Here is a 19,861-nt window from a genome sequence, read left to right on the forward strand (position 1 = left end):
CGGTGCGCAGCTTGCGGATGATCTGCTCGGGGGTGTGACGCTTGCGTTTCATGGGGCTTCTCCTGGCCAAGTCTGGCCGGTAGGGAAGCTCTCATAAGGGCTGGTTCAGTTTCTGGGGTCCACGTCAGCCCCAGCTTCGGCACAGAACTGCTCGAAAAGTCAACGTGCTCGGAGACGGGGACATCTCCGTGCTCGGCACAGCGACGGGAGATCAATCCAGCAGGAAGGATGGCTCGGACAGCTTGAGCGTCAGGGCGCTCCATCGAGCGCTGTGGGGCGTTGAGGGGAGGTCCTCTGGAACCGAGGCGGGTGGTTCTGCCGTGGCCAAGGTGGCCCTCCACTGCGCGGCCACCTGCGAGGGCATGGGGAAGTGTTGATCGGCAAGACCCATGGAGCCCTGCTGGACCTCAAGCCTGGGGATGACGTCGAGATCAGGCAGGACCAGCAACAGCTCGCACTGGTTCCTTGGGTTGCCACTGACGGCCAGGAGTGAACCACAAAGCGAGCTTTCATTCCCCTGGCCTTAACGGGAAGGACAAGCAATTCCCAGCCTGTCAAGCTGACCAGAGCGTCCGGTGATCGGCTGCCGCCTCAGACACCTGTCATAGACTCCGCTGCTATGACTGTAAGGGAACAGAAAAACATCTGGATGAGACCATGAAAGGCAAGTCCGTTTGATTCCCCTCAGACGATGACCTTCCCGGTGATCCTGGCCTGATGGGAAGCCTGGTCAGGTCCTTGCGTTGTCATGGGAATGCGTTAGGCGGTCTCCGAGACTGCGTGTCGCCAGGCTCTGCTCGGCTTTGAGACTTGGATCCCCCTGTTATGGACAGGGATCGACGGCAGCCCGATCGTCCCAACCTCTCTCCTCTGAACAGGAAACCTGAGCGGGGGCTAATGCTTGGGGTCGCACCGTTCCTGTTGCTGCTGGCGAGACAAACACGCTTGATTGGCTAGAGTTGCAAGTCTCTCAATGACGAGGTTTGAGGGGCAGAGGAGAGGCTTTCGCCAGGTGTGGTGGGCATTGACAGGGGCGTCTGGCTGGTTGACGATGGCTGATCTGCGGTGGAGTCCGTTTTCAAGAGTCGCCACCGGGCAGGGGCGCGGATGTAACGGTTGAGACTGCCCCACCCTGGCTGATGACACGTGCCCCAAGGGCTGCTGGAATGGAGCACTGGGCACGAAATGCCACAGGAATGCTGTAGAACGGTATTGATTACGTGGGTAACCTGCCATGGCGTTAACCGGTCCTGAGTTGTTGGCCAAGATCAAGGAATTGGGAGACGCCAGTAAGTCGGACCTGGTCAGGGCTGCTGGTTACGTTTCTGCCAAGAAGGACGGCTCAGACCGCTTGAACTACACGGCGTTCTACGAAGCCCTACTGGCCGCCAAGGGCACGAGCTTTGGGGACAAGGGCGGCCAGGCGGAAAGCAAAGCTGGTCGGAACCTTTCTTACGCCACCAAAGTCCAGTTCAACGGAAACCTTATGGTTGGTAAAGCCTACACAGCTTTGCTGGACCTCAAGCCCGGCGATCAGTTCGAAATCAAGCTCGGCCGCAAGCAGATTCGACTGGTGCCGTTGGGGGCCACCGACGACGAGGATTGATTGATTCACCCCACGGCATGGCACCGGTTGATGGGGTATTGCCATGAACAGGGAGCATGGGGCATCTCACTGGAATGTGCTCTGCCATGCAGATGATCAGGTGGACGGCACCCCGTGGCGTGGGTGCCGTGTCCACCTGGAATCCATGACCACGTCCACCATTTCGATCGAAGGCGGCAGCTCCTTTACGTCTGCCGACGACACCTACATCCTTGACGCCGCAGAAGAACAGGGCATCGACCTTCCCTATTCCTGCCGGGCTGGAGCCTGCAAACCTGCGCTTACCAGCTGCTCAGCGGCAGCGTGGATCAGTCCGATCAGAGCTTCCTGGATGACGAGCAGATCGGCGAGGGCATTGCCCTGCTCTGCATGCGTTAGCCCAAGGGTGACTGAACGGTGAAGGCCAACGTGGAAGACGACCTCTGAAGCCAGACGGTTGTGGGCACAGCGGAAGGCTCTGACCCTTCCCCTGCAGCCCCCTCCGGCCATCAAGGGCCTGTTTGGCGGCACCAGCCAGTCATGATCTGGCTCATCAACAATGGGGTGCCGGTCGATCGGATCACTGACAAACGCTAGCGCCTATCGGCCACGACCGGCAAAAACGTCATGCCCAGACCAGCTGCAACGTCCTCCAGGGCTCCCTTAATGCCTGAACGGATCGAGGCGGATGAGAAGAGGACAGAGCCTCCACGCAGTTGGCCACCGCCCAGACGCTGCCGCGCCGTCCGATGTCGTCGCCTTTATTGCCCCTTGGCACACCAGTACCGTTGATCCTGCCCTGGCGGAAACCACCGCATCGGCCCCGGCCAAGGGCCTGGGTGTTATAGGCCAGGCTTCAGTGTCAGCCTCCACATGTCATTGTGGGATCTTATCGTTAATGCCCATGAGCAGTGCGGGGATCATCAACAGTTGAATCGGAAAGGCGAAAGTACCGATGGCAGGCAACAGGTCTGCCATCTGAATGCCGTCGATTGCGTCACTGTCCAGCGGGGGCTCGGTGCGGATGGGCACTGAAGAGTCGCCACTCGTTCTTGAGTCTGGCGAGATAGTGACCCATGATTTCGGCCCTCGCACCGAGGGCCAAGGAACATCGAGCCGTCTCAGGTCACGGCTATACCTGGAGCCATCAATGCATCAGCCTCCAAAGAAGAGCCGCTCTTACGGAAGTCGATCAAACGCCTCTCTCTTGTGAAGGAGAAACGGATCTCATGCACCACACTGGTCAGGAGTGATTCGCAGTGAGCACGGAAGCGCGTGGCCTCGTGATGACGGGGAACAGATAAGCCCATGGGGCTTGCTGGTGTCTGAACCTGAGGGGATGGCAAGGTTCCAAAGTGCGTGAATTCAGCTGCAACGTTAATCCGTCAGTGGAAGAAGGGGCCCATCGGCAAGGCAGCTGCGAAGACTAAAGGTATCTAATGAATCAATGCGTCCATTCTTTCCTTGGGGCGTAGTCGAGCTAGGGCTTTACGCCAGCCGGCTCGAGAAAAGGACGAAGCCATAACGACTTAGCATTCTCAGGCCGAAAAGAGGCAGTCAGCTTCAATGTGATGCAAATCAAACAAGCTATCTTGCAAAGAGATGAACTGCATCCTCAATTGTATTCAGATGGCGCAACCTCCCCTGCTGTGGAATACGACAAAAGGAACGTTCTGACATGGGACCAAGGAATCGTTTCTAGCCTTGCACTCGGATTCGGCGGGTCTCAGGTCCAACTGTCATCTTCTGTTCTAAGCAAGTTGCAGAGGTGCCCCTGGCGTCGAGGCTCAGAACCACTCTGTTAATGGCAACCTGCAGATGGAGGGAGCACCAAACAGCGGCCACCTCCAAATGATCTCCAACCTGAATGTGAATCATCGTTCCATAGGTGAAGAGGGTTGATAACACCTTAGGAGACCCTGGAAAGCCCAGGCTGATCTCGGGACAATGGTCCTGTGAACGCAGCCAGGACCAAGTCCATGGGTGGCAAGCAGCTCGGCTTCGGTGATTACGAGCAGACCACAGCCCTTACCGAGCCCGCAGGGCGAGCGTGGCGGAGCCACTAGAAACGCGCCAAACGTGAGAAGTTCCTCGCTGATATGGACCAAGTGGTGCCCTTGCAGGCACTGATCGAACTGATTGATCTGTACTACCCCAGAACCAGCAAGAAAGGCGGTCGTCCGCCATACCCGCTGGCCACGTAGCCGCAGGCTTCTGCGAAGCAGATGCTGCGGATTCACCTAATGCAGCAGTGGTCCAGCCTCAGCGATCCAGGCATGGAAGAGACGCTGATTGAGGTGCCAACCATGCGCCGCTTCGTTGGGATCGACAAGATCAGCGACCGGATTCCAGACAAGACGACGATCCTGACGTTTCGGCACCTGCTGGAGAAGCACAATCTGGGAGAGCAGATCTTTGAGATGGTGAAAGCCCATCTCAAGGAACACGGCATGGCCATGAAGCAGGGCACGATCATCGATGCCACCTTGATCGCCGCACCGCGTTCCCCCCCTACCGAGGCCGCAGGCCGAGCGTGGCGGAGCCCTCGAACAGGGTTAGGGAGCGGGATCCCGAGAGGCACCAGACAGGCAAGGGCAAGCAGTGTTATCACCGCTGCACGGAAGGCTGCGCCTATGGGGTGAAAGTCCACATTGGCGTGGACAAGGATACAGGCCGGATCCACTCGGTTAAGCCCATCGCTGCCAATGTGCACGACCTCACCCCAGCAGCAGACCTACTGCACGGCGAAGAGGAAGTTGTGTATGCAGACGCTGGCTACCAAGGGATTGAGACACGAGAGGAGATGGAGGGCAAGACCGCCAAGTTTCGGGTTGCCATGCGCCCCGGCAAGCGCCGCGCCTTACCGGACACACCCGAGGGCCGGCTGGAGAATGTGGAGGAGGTGGCCAAGGCTCACATCCGGACCAAGGTTGAGCATCCCTTCCGCGTGATCAAGCAGCAGTTCAGCTTTGAGAAGACGCGGCTGCGGGGAATGACCAAGAATCGCTGCCAGGTGAATGTGCTGGCCGCATTGACGAATCTGTTCTTGGCCCGCCGCAAACTGCTGCTGACAAGCTGAACAGGGAATCAGTGTACCTATTGGGCATTGATCAGGGCAAAAGACAGGGCAGATTTACTCCGGAATCAGCAGTCATTACCTGATTGAAGCCTTGAGGTCCATAGATGCGCTCATTACGGTCATGGTGCCGCGTTGGCACCTGAACGGACGGCCTTGCCCAGAGTTTCCTTAGCGGTTCACCGCATCCTGTCATGGTCAATGTTAAGCCTCTCCAAGCATCCACAATATGTGCTATGGACTGCGTTACTTCCTTGATCCCGTCAGTTTCGTCTGTCTTTGGGCTGAGAGCGATCAGGCGAGCGAGCGCTTCGGTTACGCTGTTGCACTTGGAGATCTTCTGTTGAGAGTGAATGCTAGGCGCTTTCTTCAGCACCTTTCCCCTTGGTTCGATATCTCGATTGACGGCTTATCTCTAGTGGATAGTGATGCCGTTTGATCTGTTGTAGAAGCCGCTCGGAATCTGGAGGCTTCCAAGGAGGGGCCGCGGCTGTTGAACAAGGAGCACTCAGCACTTGGGTATGAGTTCATCGATGAAGCAACCCCATAACAACTTCTTCAACGGGATGGAAAGATACTGCGCTATTGCACGGTACGCTGCGAACGCTGGATGTGTTCTGCCGGCAGGTGATTTGAGCTGGCGATAGCTTTGGGGCTGGCAGCGCAAGGGGTTGGTTCCACCACCCACCAGCGCTTCGTTCAGCTTCAGGCCTCCATCAAGGGCGACTCACCCCTTGAGGTAGGGCCCTGCCCTAAGGTCTGATTGGGGAAGGAGGCAGCCTGCCGAACCCGGGTCACCCTGCCGTGCGCTGGGGTACGCCGAGGCCGCGGGGGTGCACCTTGGCCAAGCGGGGCTGAACATCTCCCAGCCAAGGGTTGATTGAACGCACACGCCCCAACCAGGACTCCTTTGCCCGGCACCCATGGGAGGGGTGCTATTCCGGCCTGGCTCACACCCCTGCCAGCACCTGCGCCTGCTCTTCGCTGCTCACCACCCGCCCGTCGTCTTCGAAGCCATCGATCTGATCGAAGTTGAGGTAGCGGTAGAGCTGATCGGCCACCGGATCGATCCTTGCTGCGGCGATCTCCAGGTACTCGGCCGGGCTGGGAATGCGGCCCAGCAGGGCACACACCGCCGCCAGTTCGGCGCTGCCCAGGTACACCTGGGCGCCGTTGCCGAGCCGGTTGTTGAAATTGCGCGTGCTGGTGGAGAACACGGTGGTGTTGTCTTCCACCCGGGCCTGGTTGCCCATGCAGAGTGAGCATCCGGGCAGCTCCATGCGGGCGCCGGCGGCCTCGAACTTGGCGGTGTAACCCTCGGCGCGCAGCACCTCATCGTCCATGCGGGTGGGGGGGCAGACCCACAGCCGCGCGGCGCTGGTGCCGGCTCCATCGAGCACCGTGGCGGCGGCGCGGTAATGGCCGATGTTGGTCATGCAGGAGCCGATGAACACCTCATCGATCCGCTCGCCCACCACTTCGCTGAGACGTTTGACGTTGTCGGGGTCGTTGGGGCAGGCCAGCACCGGTTCGGTGAGCTCATCGAGGTTGATCTCGATCACCTCGGCATACTCGGCATCCGCATCGGCGCCCATCAGCTGGGGATCCGCCAGCCAGGCCTCCATCGCCTGAATCCGCCTGGCCATGGTGCGGGCATCGGCATAGCCGCGGGCGATCATGTTTTTGAGCAGAGCCACATTGCTGCGCAGGTACTCGGCGACGGTGGCTTCCGAGAGCTTGATCGTGCAGCCGGCACAGGAGCGCTCGGCCGAGGCGTCCGTCAATTCAAACGCCTGTTCGAGCTTGAGATCGGGCAGCCCCTCGATCTCCATGATCCGGCCGGAGAACACGTTCTTCTTGTTCGCCTTCTCCACGGTGAGCAGACCCTTCTGGATCGCCACCCACGGGATCACATTCACCACATCACGCAGCGTCACGCCCGGCTGCAGCGAGCCCGTGAAGCGCACCAGCACCGATTCGGGCATGTCGAGCGGCATGGCGCCGATGGCGGCGGCGAAGGCCACCAGGCCCGATCCTGCGGGGAAGGAGATCCCAAGGGGGAAACGGGTATGGCTGTCGCCGCCGGTGCCCACGGTGTCGGGCAGGAGCATGCGGTTCAGCCAGCTGTGGATGATGCCGTCGCCGGGGCGCAGGGCGACGCCGCCGCGGGAGGCCATGAAATCGGGAAGTTCGGCGTGGGTCTTGAGATCGACAGGCTTGGGGTAGGCGGCGGTATGGCAGAAGCTCTGCAGCACCAGATCAGCGGAGAAGCCCAGGCAGGCGAGTTCCTTCATCTCATCGCGGGTCATCGGCCCGGTGGTGTCCTGGGAGCCGACGGTGGTCATCAGCGGTTCGCAGCTGGTGCCGGGGCGCACGCCGCCCAGGCCGCAGGCCTTGCCCACCATCTTCTGGGCCAGGGTGAAACCCTTGCCGGTGTCGGCGGGAGCCACGGGGCGGATGAACAGATCGCTGGGCGCCAGCCCCAGCTGGGCGCGCACCTTGTCGGTCAGCGAGCGTCCGATCAGCAGCGGGATGCGGCCGCCGGCGCGCACCTCATCGGTGATCGTGCTGGGCTTGAGCTCGAAGCGGGCCACCACCTCGCCGGCGCGGGGTTCCCCCGCGGCCCGCTCGATCGTGCCGGCGTAGGGGCGGATCGTGATCACATCGCCGGTGTTCAGGGCGCTGACGTCGCATTCGACCGGCAGGGCGCCGGAATCCTCAGCGGTGTTGAAGAAGATCGGCGCGATCTTGCCGCCGAGCACCACGCCGCCGCTGCGCTTGTTGGGCACATGGGGGATGTCGGTGCCGGTGTGCCAGAGCACCGAGTTGATCGCTGATTTGCGCGAACTGCCGGTGCCGACCACATCGCCCACGTAGGCGACGGGGTATCCCTTGGTCTTGAGCTGCTCGATCAGCGCCAGCCCGCCTGGCATGCGGGTCTCCAGCATCGCCATGGCGTGCAGGGGGATGTCGGGCCGGGTGGTGGCGTGGGTGGCGGGGGAGAGGTCGTCGGTGTTGGTTTCCCCCTCCACCTTGAACACCGTGACCGTGATCGCGGCGGGCAGCTCTGGCTTGGCGGTGAACCACTCGGCGGCGGCCCAGGAGTCGACCACCCGCTTGGCCCAGGGGTTGGTTTCCGCCAGCTCCAGCACGTCGTGGAAGGAGTCGTAGACCAGCAGGGTGCGGCACAGACCGGTGGCGGCCTCGGCGGCGATGGCTGGATCGGCGCTGGAGAGCAGCTCGATCAGGGCGCCGACGTTGTAGCCGCCGATCATGGTGGCCAGCAGGCGGGTGGCCTCGATCGGGCTCACGAGGGGGCTCGCGCTCAGCCCCTGGGCGATGGCGCTCAACCAGCTGGCCTTCACATAGGCCGCCTCATCCACTCCCGGGGGGATGCGTTCGCTGAGCAGATGCAGCAGAAAGCCCTGCTCACCGGCGGGGGGCTGCTCCAGCAGTTCTGTGAGGGCCTGGGTCTGGGCAGCATCCAGGGCCAGGGCCGGCACCCCCTGGGCCTCGCGATCAAGGGCGGCCTGGCGGTAGGCAGCAAGCATCACAGCGGTTCGATCTCAACCCATTGTTCTTGGCCGCCGGACCGGCTTTGGTGACGATGGCTTCCAAAGCGACTGTTTAGGCTGGACGATTGGCCCGACCAGGAGACCGTCCCGGCATGATCCCCACCTCCGATTTGCACGTGGTGGAGACCCGCCCCCTGGTCGCTCCCGCCCTGCTGCACCGGGAGCTTCCCCTCACTGATAAGGCGGCCAGCACGGTGCTGGGGGCACGGGAGCGCATCAAGGCGATCCTGCGGGGCGAGGACAGCCGCCTGCTGGTGATCGTGGGGCCCTGCTCGGTCCATGACGTGGCCGCCGCCCAGGAGTACGCCACCGCCATGGCCGAGCTGCACCAGCGTCACCGCCACCAGTTGGAGGTGGTGATGCGGGTGTATTTCGAGAAGCCCCGCACCACCGTGGGTTGGAAGGGCCTGATCAACGACCCCCATCTGGATCACAGCTACGACATCAACACCGGCCTGCGCCTGGCCCGGGGGCTGCTGCTGCATCTCGCTGAGCTGGGCCTGCCCGCCGCCACCGAACTGCTGGATCCTGTGGTGCCCCAGTACATCGCCGATCTGATCGGTTGGACCGCCATCGGCGCCCGCACCACCGAGAGCCAGACCCACCGGGAGATGGCCTCGGGGCTGTCGATGCCGATCGGCTTCAAAAACAGCACGGACGGCAGCGCCGCCACCGCCATCCATGCCATGGAGGCCGCGGCCCGCCCCCACCATTTCCTGGGCATCAATGCCCTGGGCCAGGCGGCGATCGTCACCACCACCGGCAACCCCGACGGCCATCTGGTGCTGCGGGGCGGCAAGGGCGGCACCAACTACCACCAGGAGGCGGTGGAGGAGTCGGCCGCTGCCCTGACGAAAGCCGGCCTGCCCGCCCGGGTGATGGTGGACTGCAGCCACGGCAACTCGAACAAGGACTACCGGCGCCAGGGGGAGGTGGCCGAGCAGGTGGCCGAGCAGCTGCGCTCTGGTTCGCGCCACGTGATGGGGGTGATGATCGAGAGCCATCTGGTGGCCGGCAGCCAGAAGATTCCCGCCGATCTGAGCGAGCTCACCTACGGCCAGAGCATCACCGATGCCTGCATCGATCTGGAGGCCACCGGCGAGGTGCTGGAGCAGTTGGCGGCAGCCGTTGACCGCTCCCAGGCTCGGCTGATGGCGCCGATTTGAATGATTGGCACTCGCATGATTTGAGTGCCAACGTGACAGCGACAACGACGAACTGTTCCTGCTGAACAGAGTCTTTGGCTGGCGTCTTTAGGGTGCGATCGAACCAGTCAAGGGAGCTATTGCCCATGACCTATCTCCTTCAGTTCTGCGGTTTTTCCGATCCTCTCCAGGTCTTTCATCTCGAGCAGAGCGGCGTGGATGTCGGCCCGGCCTACGCCGGCTTCCGAGCCTTCCAGCTCGATGACCTGCTCGGCTGGGCGCTCACCGCCGCCCAGGCCCGGCAGTGGGACAGCGAGGGGATTCAGCGCACCGTGCTCTCTGAATGGATGGAGCGGGCCGAGGCCATCCGCCAATGGCAGAGGTGGCTGCGGCAGGAGCCTGCCGGCCGCCTGCTGGTGGCGGCCCTGGGCACCGAAGCCGATTGGCGCACCCGTTGCGAACAGTTGCTCAGGGCCTGAGTTGGCTCCAGAGCAGACCCACGGCCACGGGAACGCTGAAGTTGTCGAGGCCCGCCACGGCGACCTGCTCCAGCAGGGTGGCCACCAGGGTGATCAGCAGGAGCGGCTGAGCGGCAGAGCCCCAAGCTGCCCCACAGCCGCTGGTGATCCATAAACCCGTGAGCACCGCCAGGCTGGCGGCGGCCATTGTGGTGGTGCCGAGCAGGGATTTGCGCTGCCCCAAGAGGCTCCAGCTCGTGGAAGGGACGCTCGCCCCCACCAGACCGGCCAGGCCATCGCCCACGGCCATCACCAGCACCCCGGCCGCCACGGCCGCGGGTTGCTGCGGCCAGAACAACGCCAGCAGCAGGCTGATCGAGGCCCCGTAAGCGATCGTTCCGTAGCTCCGGCGGCCCACGTCTTCGATCGCTCCCAGCAGCCGGAAGCGGTGGTTCAAGCTGGTAAGCACGGTGGCGGTCAGGGCGGCACCCAGGGCGACCGGGCGGCTGATGTCGAAGCCCCAGGCCAGCAGCACCACGGCACCGGAGCCGATGTGCACCAGTTTTCGGCTCCACTCCTTGTGCTGGGGCCAACGGGCCCGCAGCATCACGGCACCGCCCGCGACGAGCGTCAGCCAGAGGGTGACCACGGCGACCCCCAGCAGCTGTCGCTGGACCTCCGCTGCCATCAACGGCTCAGGCGGCCTGCTGGTGGTTGGTCATCAGGCGCAGCTTGAGGATCGCCTTGGCCTCCAGCTGGCGCACGCGTTCGCGGGAGACGTTGATCTGGCGACCGATCTCGGCGAGGGTGAGCGGTTCGGCCCCCTCGAGGCCGAACCGCAGCTTGAGAATCTTCTGCTCGCGCTCGTTGAGCTGGGACAGCCAGGCGCTGAGGTGCTCCTTCTGGAGGCTGCGATCCATGGAATCCATGGGCTCGGCGCTGGCTGGATCGGCGATCAGCTCCCCCAGGGTGCTGCGGTCTTCCTCGCCGCGGGCATGGGCATCGAGGGAGGCGCAGGGGGCGCTCTGGGCGATCAGATCCTCCAGCTCCTGGGGGGGCATGCCCATGGCGTGGGCCAGCTCCAGCCGGTTGGGCTGACGGCCGAAACGGTGGGAGAGCTCCCGGCTGATGCGCCGCATCTTCGAGAGCTTTTCGCTGACGTGGATCGGCAGGCGAATCGTGCGGGCGCTGTTGTCGATCGCCCGGGTCATGCCCTGGCGAATCCACCAGTAGGCGTAGGTGGAGAACTTGTAGCCCATGGCGGGATCGAACTTGTCGACGGCGCGCTCCAGACCGATCGCCCCTTCCTGGACAAGATCCAGCAGCTCGAGGCCCTGGTTCTGGTACTTCTTGGCGACACTCACCACCAGTCGCAGGTTGGCGGCCATCATGCGATCACGGGCCCGGGTGCCCATGCGGATCTGATGGCGTTGCCGGGGCGTGAGCGTGGTCGCGTCCAGTTCATGGAGGCGCTTCATCGCCTGAACGTGGTGGGCGAGCTCGATTTCCTCGGCCGGCGTGAGCAGTGGCACACGGCCGATGGTGCTGAGATACCAGCCGATTGAGTCGGCACTGAGACGACCGGCGGGGCGGGCCGCCGTGCGGGTGGCTTTCTTGCGCGCCGGCGATGGGGTGGCACCGCCAGCTGTGTCATCCATGAGAGAATCCGAATCCGAACTCGAAGACGTGCGCATAGACGCAGTCTTCAGAGCGGATCGCAGAGGTGTCCCCATCACCCCGAGCTCCTATTTGATTTGCGCGGAATGTAGCACTGCTGGGAGGAAATCACCGTGCCAAAGGCGAAGAATTCCTGACAGGCTCACTACGTTCTGTTGCGTATGCTGTTGGGCGACCAACGATTTTGTTGTCTTCAGCACATTCTGCCGTCGTTGATTCAAATCTGCCGGTGTTCTGGACCAGCGATCATTGGGGCTGAATGGCTACCCCGCCGCCGAGGTGGGACAGTTCAGCCCAGCACGCGTGCCTGGTCCCTGAAGCCACCCCGCCAAGCCGCGATCAGATCCTTCTGCACCGCCCGTGCTTCGTCCTCCGGTTGGCGACGTTCAAAGCTGCCGTCGCTGTGCATGTCCCAGGCCGTGCTGTTGTCACCCAGGTAGGTCTCCAACAGTTGCGCCAACTGCAGGCGTAACTGGGGATCTTCAATCGGCGTGATCGCTTCCACCCGCCGGTCGAGGTTGCGGGGCATCCAGTCGGCGCTGCCGATGTAGAACTCCTCCTCGCCGCCGTTGGCGAACGAGAACAGGCGCGAGTGCTCCAGGAAGCGGCCAATCACACTGCACACGCGGATGTTGTCACTCACCCCTTTGACCCCTGGGCGCAGGCTGCACATGCCGCGCACCACCAGATCGATCTGCACGCCTGCCTGGGAGGCTTCGTAGAGCAGGGCGATGATCCGCGGATCCACCAGGGAGTTCATCTTGGCCTTGATGGCTCCACCCCGGCCCTCAAGGGCGTGGAGCGTTTCACGCTCGATCAGGGCCTCCATGCCCTTACGCAAGGTGACGGGAGCCACCAGGAGCCGCCGGAAACTCTGCTGCTTGGAGAAGCCGGTGAGGTAGTTGAACAGTTCGACCAGATCTTGGCCGATTTCCGGGCGGGCGGTGAGCAGGCCCAGGTCGGTGTAGAGGGTGGAGGTCTTGGAGTTGTAGTTGCCCGTGCCGATGTGGGCGTAACTGCGCAACCGCTCCTTTTCCTTGCGCACCACCAGCATGATCTTGGTGTGGGTCTTGAGCCCGAGCACGCCGTAAACCACGTGCACGCCGGAGCGCTCCAGTTGCCGCGCCCACTGGATGTTGTTGTCCTCGTCGAAGCGGGCCTTGAGCTCCACCAGGGCCATCACCTGCTTGCCGTTCTCGGCGGCGCGGATCAGGGCGCCGATGACCGCAGAATCCTTGGAGGTGCGGTAGAGCGTCATCTTGATCGCCAGCACCGAGGGGTCATCGGCGGCCTGGCCGATGAACTCCTCCACCGAGGTGGAAAACAGATCGAAGGGGTGCTGCAGCACCACATCGCCCCGGCGCAGCACCGAGAAGACGCTTTCGAATTCCTCAGCTTTGATCGAGCCATCCTCCAGGCGGCTCTTCTGGGCCCGGGCCAGGGCGGGGTGGGTGCGGCCCTTGTGGGGTTTGTCCTTGAGCGTGGGCAGGGGGATCGCCAGCAGGCTCATCAGGTCGTCGAGGCCCAGGGGGCCGTTGATCCTGTAGAGGTCGTCGGCCTCCACGTCGGTGCCCTCCATCAGAAGCTCCACCACCTCGTCGGGCATCTCATCGGCCACCTCCAGGCGCACCACCTCGCCGCCCCGGCGCCGTTTGCGCAGACCCTCCTGCAGGGCCTCCATCAGGTCGTCGGCTTCGAGGTCACGCAACTCCAGGTCGGCATCGCGGGTGACCCGGAAGAAGTAGTGCCCCTCGATCGTCATGCCGGGGAACAGCAGCTGCAGGTTGAAGGCCACCACCTGCTCCAGGGGCACGGCGGTGTAGATCGGCGCCGGCTCGCGGGTGCAGAGCTCGGTGGGGATCGTCACGAACCGGGGCAGGTTCTTCTGGGGTACCTTCACGCGGGCGAACTGCTGCTGGCCGGTGTCCGGGTCGCGAATCAGCGCTGCCACGTTGAGGCTGAGGTTGCTGATGAAGGGGAAGGGGTGGGCCGGATCCACCGCTAGGGGGGTGAGCACCGGAAAGATGGCGGTCTGGAAGTAGACGTTGACCCAGGCCTTCTGGTGGGCGTTGAGCCGTTCGTAGTCGATCAGCTGGATGCCGTGCTCCGCCAGTTGGTGCTTGAGGTAGAGGCGGTAGTGGCCCTGCTGTTGCTCCAGGAGGGGGCGCAGGGTCTCCTGGATGAGCTTCAGCTGTTGAAGGGGCGTGCGGCCGTCGTCGCTGAGGCTGGTGACGCCTGCCTCGAGCTGGGACTTCAGGGACGCCACGCGCACCATGAAGAATTCGTCGAGGTTGTTGCTGAAGATGGCGCTGAACTTGGCCTGCTCCAACAGCGGCGTGTGCTCGCTCAAGGCCTGGGCCAGCACCCGCTGGTTGAAGGTGATCCAGCTGAGTTCGCGGTTGATGTAGAGCTCTGGAGCCACCACGGGATCGCTCATGGCCGCTCTCGAATCAATCGATTGGATTGGGGCTCAACGTAGCAATCAACCCTCGGCCTTTTCGGTGTTGGAGGTGCTTGCCAAGGGTCCTGAGCTGGGTAACCCCCCCGCCACCAGGGTGGCCACCGCCGTCAGCAGCCCGATGCTCAGCCAGAAGGGGCTGGTGCGGCCGGTGAGCTCGTAGGCCAGTCCCGCCAGCGGCGGTCCGAGGAAGCTGCCCAGGCTCTGCAGGCCCTGCAGGCTGCCCAGGGCGGCCCCCTGGCCACTGCTGTCCAGGCGGCGCGACACCAGGCTGCGCAGGCAGGGGGTCACCAGTCCCGTGCCCAGGGCGAGCACGGCCACGGCGCTGAACACGACCGGCTGGGCATGGGCCCTGCTGGCGAGCGGGATCAACAGGCAGCCGGCGATCACGAAGCCCAGGCCCGCCAGGGTGAGGCGCCATTCGCCGAAACGCTTCACCAGCGGCCCGATCAGGCCCCCCTGCACCACCGTGGCCACCACGCCCACGATCAGGAAGGCCGTGCCGGCCAGGGCCGGACCCCAGCCGAAGACCTGCTTGAAATAAAGCACCAGTACGGCGGTGAAGCCGTTGAAGGCCAGAAAGAACAGGAAAAAAGCCAGGCAGAGACGACGCACCTGCGGGTTGCTGAACACCTTGTGCAGGGCGCTGAAGGGGTTGAGCTCGCGCCGGCGGGGCATCGGCTGGCGGGCCTCGGGAGGGTGGGTTTCCGGCAGCAGCAGCAGCACCAGCACGAAGTTCGCGGCGGCGAAGCCCACCGCCACCAGCACCGGCAGGTTCACGTTGATCTCCCCCAACCGTCCCCCCAGGCCTGGACCGAGGATGAAGCCCAGCCCGAAGGCCACGCCGATCAGGCCAAAGGCCTTGGCGCGCTTCTCCGGCGGGGAGATGTCGGCGAGCACGGCCCCGGCGGTGGCGGCGGTGCCGCCGCTGACCCCATCGATCAGGCGGGCCAGAAACAGCAGCCCCAGGGGGAGACTGGTCCCGGCCGCCCAGGGGAACCGGCTCCAGTCGGTGGCCACGGTGAGGGCGAACAACCCCAGGCCCAGCACCGAGCCAGCCACGCAGAGGGCGATCACGGGTTTGCGGCCGTAGCGGTCGCTGAGGGCACCGATCAGGGGAGTGGCGGCGAACTGGGCCAGGGCGTAGCTGCCCGCCAGCAGCCCCAGGGTGCGGCCGTCGTTGCTGAAGTTGGCCAGCAGGAACGGCAGCAGCGGAAAGACGATGCTTTCCCCCATGCGGTCGTTCAGCAGCGTGACGAAGGCGCAGAAGTAGGTGGAGGGCCGAGCGAGGGGCAAGGGCGGCGGTGCCGAGGGGTCCTCAGGCTCCCACGGGAGCGCCGGGCCGCCATAGGGTTGGACCCGATCGAAGCGAGGGCACGCCGTGGTTCAACCGGTCTTCGTGACTACCACCTTCAGCATCGAGGGCTATGCCATCAAGGAGTACCGGGGGATCGTCCGGGGGATCGTGGTGCGCTCACCCACCCTGCTGCAGGGCTTCCTCGGGGGGCTGAAATCGATGATCGGCGGTCGCATCGGTGCCTACACCGAGATGTGCGAGCAGACCCGCCAGCAGGCCTATGAGCAGATGATCAGCCATGCCCGCAAGCTCGGGGCGAACGCGATCGTGGGCACCCGCTACGACGGCTCGGAGGTGGAGAGCGGCGCCTCGGCGGCCACCGAGGTGCTCTGCTACGGCACGGCGGTGCTGATCGAGAAGCTGGAGTGACGCACCCGGGAGCGGAGCGTGTGCCGACGCCGGGGTCTCACTTGTAGGCGATGCCGGCGCTGGCGGGTCCGGCCAGGGGGATCACTTCCGTGCGCCGGAACCCCGCCTCCAGGCACCAGTCGTTGAAGTCTGCGCCGGTGTAGTCGAAGGCGTCGCCGTTCTCGATCAGCATGTTCAGCGACATCATCAGCCCGAAGGCGTTCTCACGCCGGGCATCGTCGATCAGGTGCTCCAGCACGATGAAGACTCCCCCCTCGGGCAGGGCCTCGTAGGCGGCGGCGATCAGCTCGCGCTTCTTCTCCAGGTTCCAGTCGTGGAGGATCAGGCCCATGGTGATCACATCGGCCCTGGGTAGCGGCTGGGCGAAGAAATCCAGCGGCACGGCACTGACCCGATCCGCCAGCCCCGAGGCGGCCACCTGGCGCGCGGCGATTGCCGTGGCGGGGGGCAGATCGGCGGTGAGACAGCGCAGATGGGGGTGGCGGCGGGCGACGGTCAGGGCCAGCAGGCCCGAGGCACCGCCCACGTCGCAGAGGCTGCGGTAGGGGGAGAAATCGAAGCGCTCGGCCAGGGCCGCCGCGTTGCCGGCGGAAATCCCCGCCATGGCGGCAAGGAACTGCTCCAGTCGCTCGGGGTCCGCATAGAGCGCCTCAAAGAGCGGGGCACCGTTGTGCTTGATCTCGTTTTGAGGTGCGCCCGTGCGCAGGGCTTCCGTGAGATCGCCCCAGAAGGGATAAAGGCGGTCGTTGGCCATGGCCAGGAAGCCACCGATGTAGGCGGGATGGGCTCTGTTCAGGAACGTGCCCGTTTCGGCGCTGTTGCGGTAGAGCGCCTCCGCCCCGTCGCCCTCGCGCTCAAGAAACTGCAGGGCCACCAGGGTGTCGAAGAAATCGGGGTTGGCGCGGGGGTGCAGCTTCAGCTCCGCGCGGAGCTCAGCGCCAGCCAGGGCGCGCTCCCCCAGGGTGCTGAACAGATCGAGTTCGACGGCCGAGAGCAGCACCTTGGCGGGCCAGAAAGCCATGGCCACATCGAGGATCCGGGCCGGGGAGAGGTCGTGGGGGGCCATGGGAGCGGGTGAAAGGGTCGTTACTTCGACAGGCCGGCGGTTGGGGGGGAGGTCCTTTTGGCTTCCCAGGTCCAGCGGTGGTTCTTGACGTTCCAGGCGTCGCCGGCCATGCGGTTGCCGCGGATCAGCCCCTGGCGGGTGGCGTACTTGGTGGTGACGATGATCACCACGGGGCCGTTCTGGGCCCAGTTGTCGCCTTCATCCTGGTAGGTCTTGGCTTTGGCGCCGGTGCCCGCCGTGAAGCGCAGGGCGCCGCCGGGCAGAAAGGTGTAGCTGTAAAAGTCACCGTCGGAATCCGTGCCGCTCCAGGTGGTGCCCTCGAGGGTGGGGGTGCGGCCTTTGGGGGCGATCACGGCTTGCGCCAGGGCTGCCGGCGGCACGATCGCCAGCATCAGGGTCGCTGGCAGCAGGAGTGTGCCGGACACCAGGGCACTGCCCAGCAGAGCGCGGGCAGCGGTAGGGATGGCCAGGCGAATGGAAGGCATGGCTGGTGCCACTTGGAGGTGCCCTGACGCTGAGTTTCAACATTCAACCGCGCATCAGTCGCTCCCCCACGAACTCCATCACGGTCGCAACAACCGCCGGACCCTCCAGATCGAGAACGAGCTCATGGCCCGAGCGCTCGAACCAGACCACACGCTTCTCGGCGGCCGGGGTCGCCAGGCCGGCGCACAACAACGGGACGCTGGCGTCCAGTACCACCGGATCGGCATGGCTCTGCAGGATCAAGGCAGGGCAGCTCACTTCCCCCAACCGCGCGCGGGTGGTGGCGCTGAAGTCCAGGAAGGAGAGCAACGGAGCCATGGGTGCCCAGGCGTAGCTGCTGTCGTGGATGGCCAGGGAGGGGTCTCGGTAGGTTTTCGGGATCGGCCAGCGGTGCAGCAGCCGTTGCAACAGGGGCCTGAGCAGCTGCAGCGGTCGCCCCGGAGCCAGCGGGGAGGCCAGCTGGAGGGGGGCCGCCGCCAGCACCAGGCTGTCGATGCTGGCGCCATGGTCGGCCGCCAGCTGCAGGGCCACCAGGGCGCCCATGCTGTGGCCCACGACGATCACGTGCTCGGCCCGGTGGCGCAGGCGCACCAGGGCCTGGGCCCCGTCGGCGACCCAGTCGGGCCAGCGCACCGCTTCAAGGGCCGCTGGACTGGGCCCCCCATGGCCCCGCAGCAGGGGCATCGCCACCGGACAACCCAAGGCCCGCAAGGGTGCTTCCAGGGGGCGCATCGCTGTGGGGTTGCCGGTGAAACCGTGCAGCAGCAGGGCGCCGAGCGGGGCTTGCGCGCCCACCATCAGCGGCTGATCACGACCACCACGTAGACGATCCAGGCCACGATGGCGAACAGGAGGCCCACGGACCCCAGGAGGCCGCGCGCGTTGGTGGGCTGGTTCAATGGCGCCGAACTGCTGGACTGGGCGGTGTTGATGAAGGTGTCCTGGTCGCGGATGACCGCCTGGGGCAGCAGCTGCCCCGAGTGGGTGCCCACACCAGGCATGGCCTTGACCGCGGTGCCGATCGCCAGGAATTCGACGATGCCGCCGCCGAGGTTGTAGACGTAGGTCTTGATGCCGACCACCTGGTCGGCGCCGCAGCGGCGTGCATCCACTTCGATGTGGCGCAGGGCCTGCTCGCGGGCCGCATAGATCAAGGTGGTGAGTTCGCGGATTTCGCCGCGCACGAATGACTTGAAGAAGGCCGTCAGGCCGCCGACAAGTCCCAGCGAATAGACCGATACGCCCAATACCAGTTGAACGGGCATGAGGCCTTCATCGATCAGGTTCCACATCTCCTCGTTGGTGAGGTCACTGGTGATCGGTGTCTCGCTGTAGGCCGCAGCCAGGGCGGGATGGTGGGACGCGGTGCCGATCATCACCATTTCCTGCAGGCCGACGAAGGGCAGAATCGTGGTGCGGATGCCCACCACGGCGTTGGCGCCCACGGCGATGGCCTCCGCCTGGATGCGCTCAAGGGCCAGATGGCGGATGGTGTTGAACAGCCGGGAGAACTCCACCACCTCACCACGCACCAGGCTGCGCAGGCTCCCCAGCAGCCCGCCCCCCAGCCCCACGGCGTAGGCGACGTTGCCGAACACGAACTTCAAGGGTCTGAAGCCGCAATCGAGCTGGCAATAGAGGGCCTGGCCATCGGCGGAGCTGGAGAAGGCCAGGACGTCGTCCGTCGATCCATCCACCCGGTGCAGGCAGGAGCCGATGGCCAGGAACTCCACGTTGGTGCCCTGGAAAATCAGTTCGTTGGCCACGCCTGTGATGCCGACGCCACCCCGCTGGCCGGCCTCACGCTCGAGGCGCCGGTAGGCGCGAGCGCGACCTTCGTGGATCAAGGACGTGATCGGATGCACCTCTCCCCCCACCAGGGTCCTGAAACCGGAGATCAGGCTGCGCACCAGGCCCAGGGCGATCACGCTGTTGCCGATCACCAGATCCCCTGGCTTCAAACCCTGCCGGCGCAGGCAGTAGATCTCGTTGCCGGACAGGCCGGTGATCACGGTCATGGCTTGGGGGCGATGGGATAAAGCCAACGGCGGAACAGGCGCGTCATGCGCGGCATGGCCACGTAGGTCATCAACGACACCATCAACACGGTCACGATCAAGGTGCGCAAGGGCAGGGGCAACGCGATCAGCCAAGGCTGCAGTGCCAGGTTGATCAGGGTGATCAAGGGGTAGACCGTGAGGGTGCTGATCAGCAGCATCTTGTGGCGGGGCGGTGGCGCCTGACCGGGCCGGCTCGGCAGGGTGAACCAGGTTTCCAACCCCGTGAGCAGGCGGATCTGGCCGGCGTCAACGGTGTGCCGATGCAGACGACGAACGAGCAAACGCCGCCGATCGGAGGCCTGCCAGCCCTGGAGGCTGCTGAGGTGATCGAAGCTGTGGATGATCCGGTAGTTGGGATCGTCGGAGCTTGACGGGCGGTAGACGTTGACCGCCAGATGCCCCGGGTGCTCCCGGGCGGCCGTCATCAGATCGGCCATGGCACGTTCGAAAGCCGCCTCGTGCCCTGGCTTGATCCTTTGGACCACTTCGAAAGTAGCGAGGGGATCCTGATCATGTGCGCGCTCCGAGGTCATGGCCGCCGGGTTGTGC

15 protein-coding genes and 2 pseudogenes are annotated in these 19,861 nt (G+C 64.4%); 6 read left to right on the plus strand and 11 right to left on the minus strand.

The features are described 5' to 3' along the window. Positions 1-1,234 precede the first annotated feature (1,234 nt). Entirely contained in the window at positions 1,235-1,606 is a 372-nt protein-coding gene (locus KBY88_RS03445) for an AbrB/MazE/SpoVT family DNA-binding domain-containing protein (protein ID WP_254938522.1), read from the plus strand. 145 nt (positions 1,607-1,751) lie between these two features. Continuing rightward, a pseudogene (locus tag KBY88_RS03450) lies at positions 1,752-1,984 on the plus strand (2Fe-2S iron-sulfur cluster-binding protein). A gap of 477 nt (positions 1,985-2,461) precedes the next feature. On the opposite strand, the gene KBY88_RS03455 reads toward KBY88_RS03450, so the two are convergent. Beyond that, positions 2,462-2,617: a hypothetical protein gene (locus tag KBY88_RS03455; protein WP_254938523.1), complete on the minus strand. Its 156-nt coding sequence runs from the start codon at positions 2,615-2,617 to the stop codon at positions 2,462-2,464. Positions 2,618-3,564: 947 nt separating this feature from the next. Between KBY88_RS03455 and KBY88_RS03460 the strand changes: the two are divergent. Further along, positions 3,565-4,664, plus strand: a pseudogene (locus KBY88_RS03460) (IS5 family transposase). A gap of 947 nt (positions 4,665-5,611) precedes the next feature. On the opposite strand, the gene acnB reads toward KBY88_RS03460, so the two are convergent. Next, complete coding sequence (gene acnB / locus KBY88_RS03465; protein ID WP_254938524.1) at positions 5,612-8,212, minus strand: bifunctional aconitate hydratase 2/2-methylisocitrate dehydratase; 2,601 nt, start codon at positions 8,210-8,212, stop codon at positions 5,612-5,614. A gap of 116 nt (positions 8,213-8,328) precedes the next feature. Between acnB and KBY88_RS03470 the strand changes: the two genes are divergently transcribed. Next, the gene (locus tag KBY88_RS03470; protein WP_254938525.1) at positions 8,329-9,402 is read left to right on the plus strand and encodes a 3-deoxy-7-phosphoheptulonate synthase; all 1,074 of its coding nucleotides are present in this window, start codon (positions 8,329-8,331) and stop codon (positions 9,400-9,402) included. A 125-nt stretch (positions 9,403-9,527) separates the two neighbouring features. Beyond that, positions 9,528-9,860 (plus strand): hypothetical protein, encoded by a 333-nt coding sequence (locus KBY88_RS03475; RefSeq protein ID WP_254938526.1) that lies wholly within the window; start codon positions 9,528-9,530, stop codon positions 9,858-9,860. On the opposite strand, the gene KBY88_RS03480 is transcribed toward KBY88_RS03475, so the two are convergent. The 4 genes from KBY88_RS03480 to KBY88_RS03495 form a co-directional block, all read right to left on the minus strand. After that, positions 9,850-10,527, minus strand: a complete 678-nt coding sequence (locus KBY88_RS03480) for a diacylglycerol/polyprenol kinase family protein (protein ID WP_254938527.1) — start codon at positions 10,525-10,527, stop codon at positions 9,850-9,852. The two genes, KBY88_RS03475 and KBY88_RS03480, sit on opposite strands and share 11 nt — an antisense overlap. A 7-nt stretch (positions 10,528-10,534) precedes the next feature. Next, positions 10,535-11,572, minus strand: a complete 1,038-nt coding sequence (locus KBY88_RS03485) for an RpoD/SigA family RNA polymerase sigma factor (protein WP_254938528.1) — start codon at positions 11,570-11,572, stop codon at positions 10,535-10,537. Between the two features lie 233 nt (positions 11,573-11,805). Further along, positions 11,806-13,953, minus strand: a complete 2,148-nt coding sequence (gene ppk1, locus KBY88_RS03490; RefSeq protein WP_254938529.1) for a polyphosphate kinase 1 — start codon at positions 13,951-13,953, stop codon at positions 11,806-11,808. A 45-nt stretch (positions 13,954-13,998) separates the two neighbouring features. Beyond that, entirely contained in the window at positions 13,999-15,210 is a 1,212-nt protein-coding gene (locus KBY88_RS03495; protein WP_396102573.1) for an MFS transporter, read from the minus strand. A 145-nt stretch (positions 15,211-15,355) separates the two neighbouring features. Here KBY88_RS03495 and KBY88_RS03500 point away from each other — a divergent pair, with 145 nt between their 5' ends. Then, the gene (locus KBY88_RS03500; protein WP_254938531.1) at positions 15,356-15,700 is read left to right on the plus strand and encodes a YbjQ family protein; all 345 of its coding nucleotides are present in this window, start codon (positions 15,356-15,358) and stop codon (positions 15,698-15,700) included. 37 nt (positions 15,701-15,737) lie between these two features. On the opposite strand, the gene KBY88_RS03505 is transcribed toward KBY88_RS03500, so the two are convergent. From KBY88_RS03505 to KBY88_RS03525, 5 genes are read right to left on the minus strand one after another with little or no spacing between them, the layout of a single operon-like run. Beyond that, positions 15,738-16,766, minus strand: coding sequence for a methyltransferase (locus tag KBY88_RS03505; RefSeq protein WP_254938532.1), 1,029 nt, complete (start codon positions 16,764-16,766; stop codon positions 15,738-15,740). 20 nt (positions 16,767-16,786) lie between these two features. Continuing rightward, entirely contained in the window at positions 16,787-17,251 is a 465-nt protein-coding gene (locus KBY88_RS03510) for a hypothetical protein (RefSeq protein ID WP_254938533.1), read from the minus strand. A 43-nt stretch (positions 17,252-17,294) separates the two neighbouring features. Then, the gene (locus tag KBY88_RS03515; RefSeq protein WP_254938534.1) at positions 17,295-18,050 is read right to left on the minus strand and encodes an alpha/beta hydrolase; all 756 of its coding nucleotides are present in this window, start codon (positions 18,048-18,050) and stop codon (positions 17,295-17,297) included. Then, entirely contained in the window at positions 18,050-19,270 is a 1,221-nt protein-coding gene (locus KBY88_RS03520; protein ID WP_254938535.1) for a heavy metal-binding domain-containing protein, read from the minus strand. Before KBY88_RS03520 ends, KBY88_RS03515 begins: the two co-directional genes overlap by 1 nt. Continuing rightward, positions 19,267-19,845 (minus strand): antibiotic biosynthesis monooxygenase, encoded by a 579-nt coding sequence (locus tag KBY88_RS03525; RefSeq protein WP_254938536.1) that lies wholly within the window; start codon positions 19,843-19,845, stop codon positions 19,267-19,269. The genes KBY88_RS03520 and KBY88_RS03525 overlap by 4 nt, the downstream gene beginning before the upstream one ends. Positions 19,846-19,861: the final 16 nt, after the last annotated feature.

Source organism: Cyanobium sp. Morenito 9A2 (assembly GCF_024345575.1).
Lineage (GTDB): Bacteria > Cyanobacteriota > Cyanobacteriia > PCC-6307 > Cyanobiaceae > ATX-6F1.